This is a genomic window from Sphingosinithalassobacter tenebrarum (genome assembly GCF_011057975.1).
GTDB lineage: Bacteria > Pseudomonadota > Alphaproteobacteria > Sphingomonadales > Sphingomonadaceae > Sphingomonas > Sphingomonas tenebrarum.
Genome location: NZ_CP049109.1, coordinates 1,252,934 through 1,267,061, shown reverse-complemented (window position 1 = coordinate 1,267,061; position 14,128 = coordinate 1,252,934). Strand labels below are relative to the sequence as shown.

At 64.8% G+C, this 14,128-nt stretch carries 13 protein-coding genes and 1 tRNA gene; 7 read left to right on the top strand and 7 right to left on the bottom strand.

Going from position 1 to position 14,128, the window contains the following annotated elements; translation table 11 throughout:
* Window positions 1-45: 45 nt before the first annotated feature.
* Window positions 46-567, top strand: coding sequence for a translation initiation factor IF-3 (infC, locus tag G5C33_RS06245; RefSeq protein WP_165326427.1), 522 nt, complete (start codon window positions 46-48; stop codon window positions 565-567).
* A 442-nt stretch (window positions 568-1,009) separates the two neighbouring features.
* On the opposite strand, the gene G5C33_RS06240 is transcribed toward infC, so the two are convergent.
* Window positions 1,010-2,029, bottom strand: a complete 1,020-nt coding sequence (locus G5C33_RS06240; protein ID WP_228275208.1) for a proline iminopeptidase-family hydrolase — start codon at window positions 2,027-2,029, stop codon at window positions 1,010-1,012.
* A 41-nt stretch (window positions 2,030-2,070) separates the two neighbouring features.
* Window positions 2,071-2,454 (bottom strand): VOC family protein, encoded by a 384-nt coding sequence (locus tag G5C33_RS06235; protein WP_165326426.1) that lies wholly within the window; start codon window positions 2,452-2,454, stop codon window positions 2,071-2,073.
* 92 nt (window positions 2,455-2,546) lie between these two features.
* Here G5C33_RS06235 and G5C33_RS06230 point away from each other — a divergent pair, with 92 nt between their 5' ends.
* Window positions 2,547-4,511 carry a cation:proton antiporter gene (locus G5C33_RS06230; protein ID WP_165326425.1) on the top strand — a complete coding sequence of 655 codons (1,965 nt, stop codon included), beginning with the start codon at window positions 2,547-2,549 and terminating at the stop codon, window positions 4,509-4,511.
* 24 nt (window positions 4,512-4,535) lie between these two features.
* Here the strand turns inward: G5C33_RS06230 and G5C33_RS06225 are convergent, their stop codons facing one another.
* From G5C33_RS06225 to G5C33_RS06210, 4 genes are all read right to left on the bottom strand, one after another.
* Complete coding sequence (locus tag G5C33_RS06225) at window positions 4,536-7,286, bottom strand: [protein-PII] uridylyltransferase (RefSeq protein ID WP_165326424.1); 2,751 nt, start codon at window positions 7,284-7,286, stop codon at window positions 4,536-4,538.
* A gap of 74 nt (window positions 7,287-7,360) precedes the next feature.
* A complete protein-coding gene (gene grpE, locus G5C33_RS06220; RefSeq protein WP_165326423.1) occupies window positions 7,361-7,924 on the bottom strand; it encodes a nucleotide exchange factor GrpE in 564 nt (187 codons plus the stop codon).
* A gap of 20 nt (window positions 7,925-7,944) precedes the next feature.
* Entirely contained in the window at window positions 7,945-8,988 is a 1,044-nt protein-coding gene (gene hrcA / locus G5C33_RS06215; protein ID WP_165326422.1) for a heat-inducible transcriptional repressor HrcA, read from the bottom strand.
* A 57-nt stretch (window positions 8,989-9,045) separates the two neighbouring features.
* A complete protein-coding gene (locus tag G5C33_RS06210) occupies window positions 9,046-9,555 on the bottom strand; it encodes a DUF6438 domain-containing protein (RefSeq protein WP_165326421.1) in 510 nt (169 codons plus the stop codon).
* Window positions 9,556-9,647: 92 nt separating this feature from the next.
* Between G5C33_RS06210 and rph the strand changes: the two genes are divergently transcribed.
* Genes rph through G5C33_RS06195 form a run of 3 tightly spaced genes read left to right on the top strand, consistent with a single transcriptional unit; the run spans window position 9,648 to window position 11,483 of the window.
* Window positions 9,648-10,364, top strand: coding sequence for a ribonuclease PH (gene rph / locus G5C33_RS06205; protein ID WP_165326420.1), 717 nt, complete (start codon window positions 9,648-9,650; stop codon window positions 10,362-10,364).
* The gene (rdgB, locus tag G5C33_RS06200; protein WP_165326419.1) at window positions 10,361-10,990 is read left to right on the top strand and encodes an RdgB/HAM1 family non-canonical purine NTP pyrophosphatase; all 630 of its coding nucleotides are present in this window, start codon (window positions 10,361-10,363) and stop codon (window positions 10,988-10,990) included. Before rph ends, rdgB begins: the two co-directional genes overlap by 4 nt.
* 55 nt (window positions 10,991-11,045) lie before the next feature.
* Window positions 11,046-11,483: a hypothetical protein gene (locus G5C33_RS06195; RefSeq protein WP_165325324.1), complete on the top strand. Its 438-nt coding sequence runs from the start codon at window positions 11,046-11,048 to the stop codon at window positions 11,481-11,483.
* A 45-nt stretch (window positions 11,484-11,528) separates the two neighbouring features.
* On the opposite strand, the gene G5C33_RS06190 is transcribed toward G5C33_RS06195, so the two are convergent.
* Window positions 11,529-11,614, bottom strand: a tRNA-Tyr gene (locus G5C33_RS06190).
* A gap of 133 nt (window positions 11,615-11,747) precedes the next feature.
* On the opposite strand from G5C33_RS06190, the gene G5C33_RS06185 reads away from it, so the two are divergent.
* Together G5C33_RS06185 and rlmB are read left to right on the top strand one after the other, a co-directional pair.
* The gene (locus tag G5C33_RS06185) at window positions 11,748-13,361 is read left to right on the top strand and encodes a M20/M25/M40 family metallo-hydrolase (RefSeq protein ID WP_165326418.1); all 1,614 of its coding nucleotides are present in this window, start codon (window positions 11,748-11,750) and stop codon (window positions 13,359-13,361) included.
* Window positions 13,361-14,119, top strand: coding sequence for a 23S rRNA (guanosine(2251)-2'-O)-methyltransferase RlmB (gene rlmB, locus G5C33_RS06180; RefSeq protein WP_165326417.1), 759 nt, complete (start codon window positions 13,361-13,363; stop codon window positions 14,117-14,119). Before G5C33_RS06185 ends, rlmB begins: the two co-directional genes overlap by 1 nt.
* Window positions 14,120-14,128 lie beyond the last annotated feature (9 nt).

Sequence of the window (14,128 nt, the reverse complement as noted above, 5' to 3'; positions counted from 1 at the left end):
ACGACTACAGGAGAGCTTCCTATACGACCCCCGATGCGGCGCCCGATGGCGCCCCCGGCCATGAACGGCCCCCGCCACAACGAATTCATCCAGGTGCCCAAGGTACGCGTGATCGACCATGAGGGTGAAAACCTCGGCGTCATGTACACGCGCGAGGCGATCGAGCAGGCCGCCGAATACGGCCTCGATCTGGTTGAAGTATCGCCCAACGCCGATCCGCCCGTCTGCAAGTTCCTCGACGTGGGGAAATACAAGTACGAGGCGCAGAAAAAGGCGAACCAGGCGCGCAAGACTCAGAAGACGCAGGAGATCAAGGAGATCAAGATGCGTCCGAACATCGACGATCATGATTATGAGACGAAGATGAAGAATGTGCGCAAGTTCATCGGCGACGGCGACAAGGTGAAGCTTACGCTGCGCTTCCGCGGTCGTGAGCTTTCGCACGGCCAGCTCGGCATGGCGCTGCTCCAGCGCGTCGCCGAGGACGTGCAGGAAGAAGCCAAGGTCGAAAGCTATCCGCGCATGGAAGGCCGCCAGATGCTGATGGTGCTGGCGCCGAAGTCATAGGGCGTTGAGGCTTACCCGCTGACATGTCGAAAGGGCGCGAAACCGGCACTGCGGGTTTCGCGCCCTTTCTGATTCCGGCGGCGGCGATGCTGGCGGCGTGTACGCCAGATCCCATCGAAATCGCGCTTGCCCGCGAAGACGGCGCGGTGATCGCCGCGCTTTCGCAAAACCGGGCGTTGATCGGCCGCGATATGGATGCGCCCTGCGTCGCGTCAACGAAATCACGCTTCGTGCAGCGGAAGACAGCTCCGCAAGGCCGCTATGGCGAGTCCAGGCCCGTAACGGGTGCCGCAAGCTTGCGCGATTCGTTCTGGGGCAAGTGCCCGAGGGTTTCGAACAGACGAGCCCGCTTTCCGAAGGATTGCACGGCAGCTTCACGCTGGAAGTGGAGGGGCTGGGCTGCGGCACGGTGGCGCTGCGCCTGCCCTGAAGTATCCGGCCCTTATTCCGATACCGCGGCGGCGCGCGCGTCCTGCCGTCGGAACCAGCCGCGCAATATCGCTTCGGTCGCGATCGGGCGATCGGTGATCATGCCGTGCGCCGCGCCGGGCACGACCGCCAGTTCCGAACCCGGTGTCTGCGCGGCGAAATCCTGCACGGTGTCGATCCGCGCCTCGTCATACTGGCCGACCATGAACATCGTCCGCGATCCGTCGATCTTCGCGAGCAGCGGCATCGCGTCATAATCCTTGAGCGATCCCGTCGAACGGAATTCGCTCGGCCCCCACATCGCGTTGTAGATCGTCGGATTGAATCCCTGCCCGCCGATATTGCGGGCATAGGCAAGCAGTTCGGGGCTTGCCGGCTCGCGGCGATTGAAATGATCGTAAAAGATGTTGGTGGCGGCATCGCAATCGGCTTCGGGCGGCGGCGTCTTTCCCTCGCAGGCGGCGATGGTTTCCTGCACCGCTTCGGGCAGTTTCTTCAGCAGCATATTGGCGTCGGCGATCCAACGCGGGGTCGAGATATAGGTGCCGGCAAGCACCGTGGAGGCGACGTGCTCGGGATAGCGGGCCGCATATTCGAGCGCGATCGCCGAGCCCCAGCTATGCCCAACGACATGCCAGCGCTCGATACCCAGCGCCCGACGGATCGATTCGAGTTCGGAAACGAAGCGCTCCACCCGCCAGTTCGCAGGATCATCGGGCCGATCCGACCGCCCACTGTCGAGCTGGTCGTAAAGGATGACCGGCCGCTCGTCGGCCAGCCCCAGCAGCTGCGCAAAGCCGATATGCGTTCCACCCGGCCCGCCGTGGATGAAGATGGCGGGCGTGGCACCCTTGCCGATCGTGCCGTTGAGCCGGACATAGACGCGCCCACCCTCGACCGGCACCATCATTTCCCGATCGGGCGCGCCATAAGCGGCGACCGCGGCGGAATGGTCCTGCGCCGATACGGACGGCGCGGCTCCGAACCCACATGCGAGCGCAAGCGTCAGGAACAGGTACGACAGGATTTTCACGAAAAGTCACTCCAACTGAAGATCGGGACAAGCGGCGGCATTCACGCCTCCGCCGGCGGTTCCCACAATTCGATCGGATTGCCCTCGGGATCGTGTATCCGCGCGAAACGGCCCGTTTCGGGCGTATCCCATTCGTCGCGGGTCTCGATCGCGATGCCCGATGCGTTGAGCTGTTCGAGCAACCCCTCGAGATCGTCCACCCGGAAATTGAGCATGAATGCCTTTTCCGCGGCGAAATAATCACTGTCCGCGCGGAACGGCTCAAAAACTACTGGCCCCGACTGGATATTCCAGAACCACTCGTTCGTTTCGCCATCTCCCCCGGTGCATCCCGCACCGACGTTGAGATGTTCCCGATACCAGTTTCGCAACGATTCCGGGTCTTTCGCCCGAAAAAAGAACCCGCCAAAGCCAAGGACGCCCATATCGTGAATCTCCCTTCATTCACGGCGCCCCACCATAGCCCGGTTTTTCCGGCGTACCCAGCCCCGGAAGAAGACGTGTACAAGGCCATCCGATGATCGATTCGCTACTCGTCAAACTCGCGCTGATCGGCGTGATCGGAATCGGCGCGCAATGGGTGGCCTGGCGTACCGGTCGGCCCGCCATCGCGCTGATGCTGATCGCCGGCCTGCTGGTCGGGCCGATATCGGGCATGGTCTTCGAACTGCTGCCCGCGCAATATGGCGATCTCGGCCCGTTGCTCGACCCCGATCGCGACCTCGGGCCGTTGCAGGAGCCGATCATCAAGCTCGCCGTCGCAGTGATCCTGTTCGAAGGCGGGCTGAGCCTTAATTTCCGCGACTTGCGCCATGCCGGCAATCCGGTGCTGCGGCTGGTGGCGTTCGGTGTACCGATCGGATGGCTGCTCGGCACGCTCGCGGCCCATTATGGCGGCGGCCTGCCCTGGGGTGTCGCGTCGCTGTTCGGCGGCATCCTGGTCGTCACCGGCCCGACCGTCATCGGGCCGATGCTGCGCACGCTGCGCGTACCGGCGCGCGTGGCCGACACGCTGAAATGGGAAGGGATCGTCAACGATCCGATCGGCGCGCTGCTGGCGGTCGCGATTTTCGGTTATGTTGCATTCGACGGCCCCGACACGACCGTCACCAGCGTCATGCGCGACGTCGTCGCGGCGACCGTCGTCGCGGCGTTGCTGGGCGTCGCTCTGGGCTTTGCCATCACCTGGCTCTTCCCGCGCGGCTATGTCCCCGAATTCCTCAAGGCACCGGTGCTGCTCGTCACGGTGATCGGCGGCTTCGTGCTCGCCGATATCGTCAAGCACGAGACCGGGCTGGTCACCGTGACGGTGATGGGCGTGGTCATGGCCAACCGGCCCGTCCATTCCAGCCGATGGCTCAGGCGGTTCAAGGAAGACCTGTCGGTCCTGCTGATATCCGGCGTGTTCATCATCCTGTCGGCGACGCTCGACTGGGAAACGCTGTCGGCATTCCGGCTGCGCTTCGTGCTGTTCCTGCTGCTCCTTCTGTTCCTCGTCCGCCCGGCGACGGTGCTGCTCAGTCTGATGGCCTCGGCAATGCCCTGGCGAGAGCGATTGTTCGTCGCCTGGATCGCGCCGCGCGGTATCGTCGCGGTCGCGGTGACGGGCCTCTTCGCCTATCGTCTGACCGACTATGGCGTCGAAGGCGCGGAGGCGCTGGTGCCGTTGAGCTTCGCCGTCGTGATCGCCACGATCTTCGCCCACGGCTTTTCGGCCAAATGGGTGGCGCAGAAGCTGGGGCTCGATCTCGGCAAGGGCGAAGGCGTCCTGCTGATCGGCGCGAACGACTGGACGACGGCATTCGGCTCCTATCTCAAGCGGATCGGATACAAGGTGACGATCGCGGACAGTTCCACCTTCGCGCTGCGCGCCGCGCGCCGACGCGAGCTGGACGTGTGGCGCGGCGACATTCTCGAGGAAGTGAACGAGGACCGGCTCGATCTGTCCGAATATCAGCAATTGCTGGCCGCGACCGACAATGACGCGTTCAACGCGCTGGTCTGCGCCGACCTGGGCCCCGAAATGGGTTTCGAGAAGCTGACCCAGACGGCGCCGCAGGACAAGCGCGGGGCCGTCCAGCCGCGCGCGCGGGTGCTGCTCGAAAGCCGTCGCAGCGTCGAGGAATTGCAGCGGCTCGTCGCCGAAGGATGGCAGTTCGGCCGCACGCGCATCACCGAAAAGTTCAGCTTCGACGATTATCGCGCGCGGCTTGCCAAGGGCGCCGAAACCGTTGCCGTCCGCCGTGAGGACAACAGCCTCGAATTCTTCTCCCCCCAGCACAAGCCCTGGGTCGAGGAAGGCGATGAAGTGATCAGCTTCGTCCCGCCCGAGCAGCAGGCCGCGCAGCAGGCGGTTCGTGCGTCGCGCAAGGCAGAGGAAGCGGCAGTGAAGGACGGATCGGCCAAGGCTGCCGCAGCGAAGAACAGCGGCAACGGACCGGGCGGGTCGGGCGGCGGCAACGTGGAAAATGGCGGCGAATAGGCGCACCCACCGGCCCCGCCCGCGCTATACCGCGCTTGCGTCTTCCTGATCGCCCGTCGCCGCTTCAAGCAGTCGCCGCTCGAGTGTGCGCAATCGCGTGGTCGAAACGATCTTGTCGCCGATCAGATCGGTGACATAAAATGTGTCGACCGCGCGCTCGCCATAAGTGGCGACATGCGCCGAATGGATCGTCACCTTGGCCTGGAACAGCGCCTTGGCGAGCCGATAGAGCAGCGCCGCGCGATCGCGTGCGTTGACTTCGATCACCGTGAACCGGTTCGACGCCTTGTTGTCGATCAGCACATTGGATTCGATCGTGAACGCATCGGCGCGCGGATGGAGCAGCGGCTTGGTGTGCAGCCGCTCGGTCAGCTTGGCGCGATTGGCCAGCGCATCGGCAATGCCGGTCTTCAGCCGCTCGATATGGTTGGGGTCGTCATAAGGCTGGCCGAACGCGTCCTGGACCAGGAAATTGTCGAGCGCCATGCCGTCGCGCGTCGTATGGATACGCGCATCGATGATGTTGCCGCCCGCCAGATGGATGGCACCAGCGATGCGATAGAACAGCCCCGGATGGTCGGCGGCATAGACCGTCACCAGCGTTGCCGCGCGATCGGGATAGACTTGCGCCTCTACCGAAAGGCCGGTCTGACCCGCGCTTTCGATCTGCCGCGCATTGCGTTCGAGGACATCCTCGGTCTCGGCGATCCAGTAGCTTTCGGGAAGCCGGTCGACCAGCGCCCGCATGCGATCGGCGTCCCAGCCGAGCAATTCCGCCAGCGCCGCCTGTTTCGCCGCGATACGTTCGCTGCGCCCCTTCTGCTTGTGCCCGAGCCGCAGCACTTCCTCGGCCGATTCATAAAGCGTGGTGAGAAGCTGGCGCTTCCAGCCGTTCCACACGCCCGGCCCCACCGCGCGGATATCGACCACGGTCAGGATCAGCAGCATCATCAGCCGCTGCGGCGATTGCACCGTCTCGGCGAAGTCCAGGATCGTCTTGAAATCCGAAAGGTCACGTTTGAACGCCGTCGCCGACATCAGCAGATGGTGCCGCACCAGCCAGGCGACGGTTTCGGTTTCCGCCGCCGTCATCCCCAGCCGCGGACACAGCCTCTCGGCGACTTCGGCGCCCAGCACCGAATGATCGCCGCCACGCCCCTTGGCGATATCGTGGAGCAGCACCGCGACATAGAGCGCACGGCGCGCGACGACATTGTCGAAGATTTCCGTCGCGACCGGGTGGTCCTCGGCCAGCTCCTGCTTCTCGATCCGGCTGAGCAGATCGATCGCGCGGATGGTGTGCTCGTCCACCGTGAAATGATGGTACATGTCGAACTGCATCTGCGCGACCACTCGGCCGAAATCGGGAACGAACCGGCCGAACACGCCCGCCTCGTTCATCCAGCGCAGCACCATCGCCGGATCGCGCGGCGAGGTGAGCACGTCGAGGAACAGCTTGTTCGCCGCCGGATCGTCGCGGCATTCATCGACCAGCTTGGCGTCGCGATTGGCGGCGCGCATCGCCAGCGGATGGATTTCCAGCCCGTGCAGGTCGGCAAGCTGGAATATCTGGATCAGGCGCGAAGGATCTTCCTGAAAGAAGGTGTCGGAAGGCAATGCCAACCGTCCGCGATCGAGCACGAATCCCTTGAGTTTCTTGGGGCTGCGCCGGATCGCCGGCAATCCCACGCGGCGCCCGCGCGCGGCGAATTTCTCGTCGAGATGCGCCAGGAACAGGCCGGTCAGGTCACCGACCTTCTTCGCCTGCAGGAAATAGAAGTGCATGAACCGCTCGACCTTCGATTTCCCCGGCCGATCGGCATAGTTCATCCGCTCGGCAATCTCGCGCTGCAGGTCGAACGTCAGCCGGTCCTCGGCGCGCCCCGCGATCACGTGCAGGTGACAGCGCACCGCCATCAGGAAATTCTCGGCACGGCGAAACTGGCGGTATTCGAGCGACGTCAGCAGCCCCGCCTCGACCAGTTCGGCCGGTTCGCGCACGTCATAGGCATATTTGCCGATCCAGAAGAGCGTGTGCAGATCGCGCAGACCGCCCTTGCCTTCCTTCACATTGGGTTCGACGACATAGCGGCTGTCGCCCATCTTCTTGTGCCGCGCGTCGCGCTCTGCGAGCTTCTCGGCGATAAAGGTGCGCGCGGTGCCATCCTGCACCTCCAGCTTGAAGCGGCGCGCGGCCTCGTCATAGACATCGGTGTCGCCCCACACATAGCGCGCTTCGAGCAGCGCGGTGCGGATAGTGATGTCGCTCTTCGCCTGGCGGACCATATCGTCGAGCGATCGCGTCGAATGCCCCACTTTCAGCTGCATGTCCCACAGCGAATAGAGCATCGATTCGACGACCTGCTCGTTCCAGGGCGCTACTTTCCAGGGCGTCAGGAAACCGATGTCGATATCCGAATGCGGCGCCATTTCGCCGCGGCCATAGCCGCCGACCGCGATCAGCGTCATGCGCTCCGAAGCGGTGCGGTTGTTGCGCGGATAGAGCCGCTCGACCGTGAAATCCCACAGCAGCCGCAATATCTGATCGATCAGGAACGCACCTGCCGATCCCATCACGATGCCGCGCGAGGGGTGGTCGATCAGCCGCCGCTCGATTTCCGTGCGTCCCGCCGCCAGCGCATCCTTGAGCACGGCGGTCGCCGCCTGGCGCATCGCGCTGGTTTCGCCCTGCTCGATCCGCGAAAGCGTCTCGGCGATGGCGCGCCGATCAATGATGGTGCGGCGATTGGGGACCGAATCGAAACGGGAAGACATGGCTCAGCAGATAGGCGCGTGCGGGGCAATGTGCCACCACCCGCCCCATCGCGGCCACGCTGCCTCGGTCGATGTCAGTCCGGCTTCTTGGCAACGCCCACCAGCGCCGGGCGCAGCAGACGATCCTTGATCATGTAACCGGTCTGGATTTCCTGCACGACCGTGCCTGCCTCGGCGTCGGGCGAGGGCACTTCCATCATCGCCTGGTGGCGATTGGGGTCAAGCGGCTGGCCCATCGCCTCGACCTTCGAGATGCCGTGGCGGCCGAACACGGTTTCGAGCTCGCGCCCGGTCGCTTCAAGGCCCGCGACAAGGCCCTTCATCTTGTCGTCCTCGCGCAGTTCCTGCGGAATCGCCGAAAGCGCGCGCGTCAGATTGTCGGCGACCGACAGGATGTCGCGCGCGAATTGCGTCACTGCGTAATTCTTCGCGTCCTCGGCTTCCTTCTGCGTGCGGCGCACCAGATTCTGGGCGTCGGCGCGGGCATAGAGGACAGCCGACTTGGCTTCGGCCAGTTCGGCCTCCAGCTTCGCCAGCTTGTCATGCTCGGCGACTTCGGGCGCGCCCTCGGCGGTTTCGTCGCGCAGCGCTTCCTCGCCTTCCTTGACTTCCGAACCAGCGGACTTTTCTTCGCTCATTGTTTTCCTGTTCTCGTGCTTCAGCCCAGTATCCGGGCGAGTGTCGATGCCGTGAAGTCCACCATGGGGACGACACGGGCGTAGTTCAACCGAGTGGGGCCGATCACACCGACCACGCCGACCACCCGGCCATCCATCGCTCGCACCGGCTGGGCAATAACCGAAGAGCCGGAAAGCGCGAACAATTTATTCTCCGATCCGATGAAGATACGCGCCGCCTGTGCCTCGCGCGCGCTGTCGAGCAGGCGGGCAATCTCCTCCTTGCCTTCAAGCTCGTCGAGCAACTGGCGCACGCGCTCGAGGTCGGCCGCGGCGCCGTCTTCCAGCAGCCGCGCCTGGCCGCGTACGATCAGCACGGGGCGATTGCCGCCGTCCTCGCTCCACACCGCCAGCCCGCGTTCGATCAGGTCGCGCGCGGCGCTGTCCAGCTCGGCGCGTTCGTCGCGGATTTCGCGCCCGATCCGTGACAATGCCTCGGCCAGCGTCAGTCCGCCGAAGGTGGCGGAGACATAGTTGGTCGCCTGTTCCAGCGCGCCGGGCGCCACCCCGTCGGGCAAGTCGACGACGCGGTTTTCGACCGACCCGTCGTCGCCGACCAGTACGGCCAGCGCGCGGCTGCCGCCCAACGGCACGAAATTGAACTGACGCAGCACCGGCTCGCGCTTGGGAACGAGCACCATGCCGGCACAGGCCGACAATCCCGACAGGGCAGCGGTGGTGTTGGCGAGCGCCTCCTCGACCGGCCCGGCCTCGCTGGCGCGCGCCTCGATCGCGGCGCGTTCCTCGGCCGAAGGTTCGTTCGCCTGCATCATCCCGTCGACGAACAGGCGCAGGCCGCTTTGCGTCGGCAGCCGCCCCGCGCTGGTATGCGGCGCGGCGAGCAGGCCCAACTCCTCCAGATCCTGCATGACGTTGCGGATCGAGGCAGGCGACAGATTCAGCGCGGAGATCCGCGAAATCGTGCGCGAACCCACCGGCGCGCCCGAATCGAGATAGCTTTCCACCACGATGCGGAACACGTCGCGCGCGCGATCGGTCAGTTCGGGGATGGTCTGCGTCGTCATGCGCATGAATTTAGGAACGGTTCGCGCCGGTGAAAACTCCGGCATGTCCGATTCCGGTCAGGGTTGCGCTCCGACCAGCTTTTGGATCGGAAGCAATTCGGCGGCTTCGCCCAGATCCTGCGCCATTTGCGCATTTTCTTCCATGTCGCAGCCATAATAAAAATAAAGGCTCTGGCTGTCGCCGATCGGGCGCGTCCAGCTGATGTCGACGCTCGGCAGATCGGTGGCGACATTTTCGCACTCGGACGTGCCCGGCGCGATGCGGCGCATGCCGCTTTCGGGGCGATAGGGCGCGAGCTTCGCCTTGAATGCTTCATATTCCGCGCTGGTGAGCGTGAAATCACGCTCCCCGGAGACCTGCGTGAACCGCTCGCCGACAAAGGTGCCGGTTCCGTCGGGACGCACGGTCACCTGATAGACCGGGCAGCGGCCGAAACAGCCGCTGGTCTGATAGCGGATCGATTCGCTCTCGGTCGGGATCGGGCCGGAAGGCGGCGCTTCGTTGCCGCCCGTCGTCGCGCAACCCGCCAGCATCAGCGCCATGCCGCTCGCCGCAATCCACCGCATATCTTCCTCCCTTTTGCCGGATCGACGCGCGGGGTAGCGCGTTCGTTCCCCGGCCGCTACGTCGCGCACCAAAGCTTACAGGAGTTTGAACAATGCGCCCATCCGGCCGCGCCCCCGACGAAATGCGCGCGATCACCATCGAGCCGAACTATACCCGCCACGCCGAAGGATCGGTGCTGATCGGTTTCGGCGATACCAAGGTGCTGGTCACCGCGTCTGTCGAGGAACGCATCCCGCCGTGGCTGCGCGGCAAGGGCGAAGGCTGGGTGACCGCCGAATATGGCATGCTGCCCCGCGCCACCCACACCCGCGGCAGCCGCGAGGCTGCCAAGGGCAAGCAATCGGGCCGTACCCAGGAAATCCAGCGGCTGATCGGCCGGTCGCTGCGCGCCGTCACCGATCTCAAGAAGCTCGGCGAGCGCCAGATCACGCTCGATTGCGACGTGATCCAGGCCGATGGCGGCACCCGCACCGCCTCCATCTCGGGCGCCTGGGTGGCGCTGCGCATGGCAGTCGACAAGCTGATGGCATCGGGCGCGATCACCGAGGATCCGATCGAACAGCAGGTCGCCGCGATCAGCTGCGGCATTTTCCAGGGCAATCCCGTCCTCGACCTCGATTATGACGAGGATTCGAACGCCGATGCGGATGCCAATTTCGTCCTGCTGTCGAACGGCAACATCGCCGAGGCGCAGGCGACCGCCGAAGGCGCCACCTATGACGAGGAAGGGCTGCTCCGCCTGCTCCGCCTCGCCCGGATCGGCTGCAACGACATCTTCGCCGCGCAGCGCAAGGCCACCGGCAAGTGAGCGGCGAGGGCGACACGCCGCAGGCGATCCGCAAGCTCCAGCCCGGCAAGCTGGTGATCGCCAGCCATAACAAGGGCAAGGTTCGCGAGATCGCGGAGCTGCTCGGTCCCTATGGCGTGACGCCCGTTTCGGCAGGCGAACTCGACCTGCCCGAGCCGGAAGAGACCGGTACCACCTTCGTCGCCAATGCCGAACTGAAGGCGATGCAGGCGGCCGACCTTTCCGGCCTTCCCGCCCTCGCCGACGACAGCGGGCTGTGCGTCGAAGCGCTGGGCAATGATCCCGGCATCTTCTCGGCGCGCTGGGCGGGGCCGGAAAAGGACTTCCGCGTCGCGATGGAGCGCGTCGAGCGTGAGCTCGCCGGCAAGGGCCCCGAAGCGAGCCGCGACGCGCATTTCATCTGTGCGCTCGCCCTCGCCTGGCCCGACGGCCATGTCGAATGGTTCGAGGGCCGTGTCGACGGTACGCTTGTCTGGCCGCCGCGCGGCGACAAGGGTTTCGGCTACGACCCGGTATTCCTGCCCAATGGCGAAGATATTACCTTCGGCGAAATGGCCCCGGAGCGGAAACACGGCATGAGCCACCGCGCCGACGCCTTCCGGCAGATGGTGGCGGCGATATTCTGACGGAACGGAGCTGAAGACAATGCGGATTGCAGGCGGGCGAGTTGCAGCTGGTTTCATGATATTGGCATCGTCGCTGGCACTCGCCGCGTGTAGCGATCAAAGCTTCAACGCGACCGAATCGGTCAACATCACGCCGCCCGAACCGCCGGCTGCCTCTCCCGCCCCGCTCGACGAATTTGGTGCGCTGACCCCCAACCCCGCGCCCGGCGGCCGCATGGTCGATTGCAGCATCACCAATGATTATGGCGCGCGTTTCGCCGACAAGTGCCTGTTCCAGGCGGATGAGGACGGTAGTTTCGCCCTGTCGCTGCCCGACGAATCGCCGCTGGTCGACGAGGTGGTGATGATCGGCGTCGCCATTACCGAACCCGGTGTCGCCGAAGTGCGCGGCCTTACCACCGCCGGCATCAATTCGCGCTGGGGCACAGCGCAACGGTTGCGTGAGGACCCGGCATGCTGGGCCGGTGATGATTTCGAGATTTGCGCCCGCTGACCCCCCGGAGTGGGCGGGGGCATTGTCCATCTGAATTCTGAGCGATGGTGGACAGGGCTGGATTCGAACCAGCGTACGCTTACGCGGGCAGATTTACAGTCTGCTGCCTTTAACCACTCGGCCACCTGTCCTTGGGGCCGCTTTTCAGCGAGCGCGAGCCAATGCCGAACCAGCCCCGCGCTGTCAACGCCTTCCCTGCCACTTGCGTGGAACGAAGTGCCGGAATAGCGTCCCGCATCCATTCACCAGCCCATTCGGAGGCCCATGCGCGCGATATCCCTTGCCGTCGCCACGGCGTTGTTGCTTACCCCCGCCCTTCCCGCCACCGCGCAGGAAGTCGACCGGACCCAGATCGCCCGAATCGTCGATGAAGGCACGCGCGATTCGGAAGTGATGCGCATCGCCCAGTATCTGACCGACGTCATCGGCCCGCGCCTCACCAATTCGCCCGGCATGCGCCAGGCCGAGGACTGGACCGCCGCCAAGTTCCGCGAATGGGGGCTGAGCAACGTCCACAAGGAAGGTTTCGAATTCGGCCGCGGCTGGTCCGCGCAGAGCTGGAACGCGCGCATGGTAAGCCCGCGCATCGACCAGCTGACGGTAATGCCGATCACCTGGACTCCGGGTACCAACGGCACGGTACGTGGCCCGGTGGTTCGGGTGTCGCTGAGCAGCGCATCGGATTTCGAACGCTGGAAGGGCAAGCTCGCCGGCAAGATCGTGCTGCTCGACGAAGCCGAACCGGCAGAAGCGCCGACCAGCGTGCCGTTCCGCCGCTGGACCGATGAGGATTTCGCCAAGTACAGCGAATACAGCCTGCCGACCTACAGCAATGGCGGTGGCAGCGGCGCATGGATGACGCTTGGCCAGCAGCGTGATGCGTTCCTCAAGGAGGAAGGCGTGCTTGCCACCGTTTCGATGTCGGGCCGGGACGGCGATATCGTGCATGGCAGCGGCTACAGCTTCTTGCTGGAAAACGCGCCGCAGGTGCCGGGCTTCGAAATGTCGGCAGAGGATTATCGCCGGCTCGCGCGCCTTCTCGAGATTGGCGCCACCCCTGAGATCGAGCTGGAAAGCAGCGTCACTTTCGACGACAGCAACACCACCGCCTATAATGTCATCGCTGACATCCCGGGCACGGACCGCAATGCCGGATATGTGATGGCCGGGGCCCATCTGGACAGCTGGGCCGCTGGCGACGGCGCTGCCGACAATGCCGCCGGATCGGCGATGGTGATGGAGGCCGCCCGCATCATCAAGTCGCTGAACATCCGCACGCGCCGTACAATTCGTTTCGCGCTGTGGAACGGCGAGGAACAGGGTCTGCTCGGCTCGATGGCCTATGTCGAAAAGCATATCGCCAGCCGGCCGGTCGATCCCGATGCCAGCGGCATCGCCCGCTACATGGGCTGGAATCGCGCCTGGCCGATTACGCCGGGACCGGACCACGGCAAGCTTGCGGCCTATTTCAATATCGACAACGGATCGGGCAAGATCCGCGGCATCTATGCCCAGGGTAATCCCGCGGTGATGCCGATCTTCGAAGAATGGCTGAAGCCCTTTGCCTCGCTCGGCGCCACTCAGGTCGCGATGCGCAGCACCGGCGGTACCGATCACGTCTTCTTCGATGCGGTAGGCATCCCGGCGTTCCAGTTCATTCAGGATCCGCTGGATTATGGCAGCCGCCTGCACCACACCAATCTCGATACCTTCGACCATCTTCAGGCTGATGACATGCGTCAGGGGGCGATCATCCTTGCCGCGTTCCTGATCCAGGCCGCCAATGCCGACGAACCGTTGCCGCGCATGCCCATACCGGCCAAGCCGCTCGACAGCAGCGGCTATTATCCCTGGGCCGGACAGACTGAAGGCAACTGATGGCAAGACGAGGCCAAAGGCCCAGCCAGGCGTCGGCATCGCGTCCCCGTTTCTACGGGCGGCACGCGGTGCTGGCGGCGCTGGCAAACCCGAACCGCACGGTGCGCAAGATCTGGGGCACGCGCGACGCGCTGTCGGCGCTCGATCTGCCCCCGGTCCTGCCCATCGTCTATGCCGATGTCGCCGACCTGGGGCGCATGGTGCCGGGCGATGCGCCGCATCAGGGGCTGGTCGCCGAAGTCGAACCGCTCGAGGATGTCTGGCTCGGCGACCTTTTCGAACAGGGCGCAGGCGATCGCCGGCCGCTGGTGGTGCTCGATCAGGTCACCGATCCGCACAATGTCGGCGCGATCCTGCGTTCGGCGGCGGCGTTTGACGCGCTGGGCATCGTGACGCAGGACAGGCACGCCCCGCCCGAATCGGGAGCGCTGGCGCGCGCCGCGTCGGGCACACTCGAATCGGTGCCCTGGGCACGCGTCGTCAATCTCGCCCGCGCGCTCGATGAGATTGCCGAGGCGGGTTACTGGCGCGTCGGGCTGACCGGCCATGTCGAAACCACGCTGGCCGATGCGATCGGCGCGACCAAGGTCGCGCTCGTAATGGGCGCCGAAGGCGAAGGGATGCGTCCCAATACCGAGGCGCATTGCGACGAGCTGGCAAAGCTGCCGATCAGCCCGAAAGTGGAGAGTCTCAACGTATCGAATGCGACTGCGATCGCGCTGTACGCAATCGCAACGCGCCCCGCCCCGGATCAATAACCCGGGACG

Excerpts from the sequence above, each read along its gene's own strand:
- infC (WP_165326427.1), top strand. The coding sequence starts at position 46 with ATGGCGCCCCCGGCCATGAACGGCCCCCGCCACAACGAATTCATCCAG.
- G5C33_RS06235 (WP_165326426.1), bottom strand. The coding sequence starts at position 2,454 with ATGGGCGTCCTTGGCTTTGGCGGGTTCTTTTTTCGGGCGAAAGACCCG.
- G5C33_RS06225 (WP_165326424.1), bottom strand. The coding sequence starts at position 7,286 with ATGTCTTCCCGTTTCGATTCGGTCCCCAATCGCCGCACCATCATTGAT.
- rlmB (WP_165326417.1), top strand. The coding sequence starts at position 13,361 with ATGGCAAGACGAGGCCAAAGGCCCAGCCAGGCGTCGGCATCGCGTCCC.
- G5C33_RS06210 (WP_165326421.1), bottom strand. The coding sequence starts at position 9,555 with ATGCGGTGGATTGCGGCGAGCGGCATGGCGCTGATGCTGGCGGGTTGC.
- G5C33_RS06195 (WP_165325324.1), top strand. The coding sequence starts at position 11,046 with ATGATATTGGCATCGTCGCTGGCACTCGCCGCGTGTAGCGATCAAAGC.
- G5C33_RS06230 (WP_165326425.1), top strand. The coding sequence starts at position 2,547 with ATGATCGATTCGCTACTCGTCAAACTCGCGCTGATCGGCGTGATCGGA.
- grpE (WP_165326423.1), bottom strand. The coding sequence starts at position 7,924 with ATGAGCGAAGAAAAGTCCGCTGGTTCGGAAGTCAAGGAAGGCGAGGAA.
- rph (WP_165326420.1), top strand. The coding sequence starts at position 9,648 with ATGCGCCCATCCGGCCGCGCCCCCGACGAAATGCGCGCGATCACCATC.
- hrcA (WP_165326422.1), bottom strand. The coding sequence starts at position 8,988 with ATGACGACGCAGACCATCCCCGAACTGACCGATCGCGCGCGCGACGTG.
- G5C33_RS06185 (WP_165326418.1), top strand. The coding sequence starts at position 11,748 with ATGCGCGCGATATCCCTTGCCGTCGCCACGGCGTTGTTGCTTACCCCC.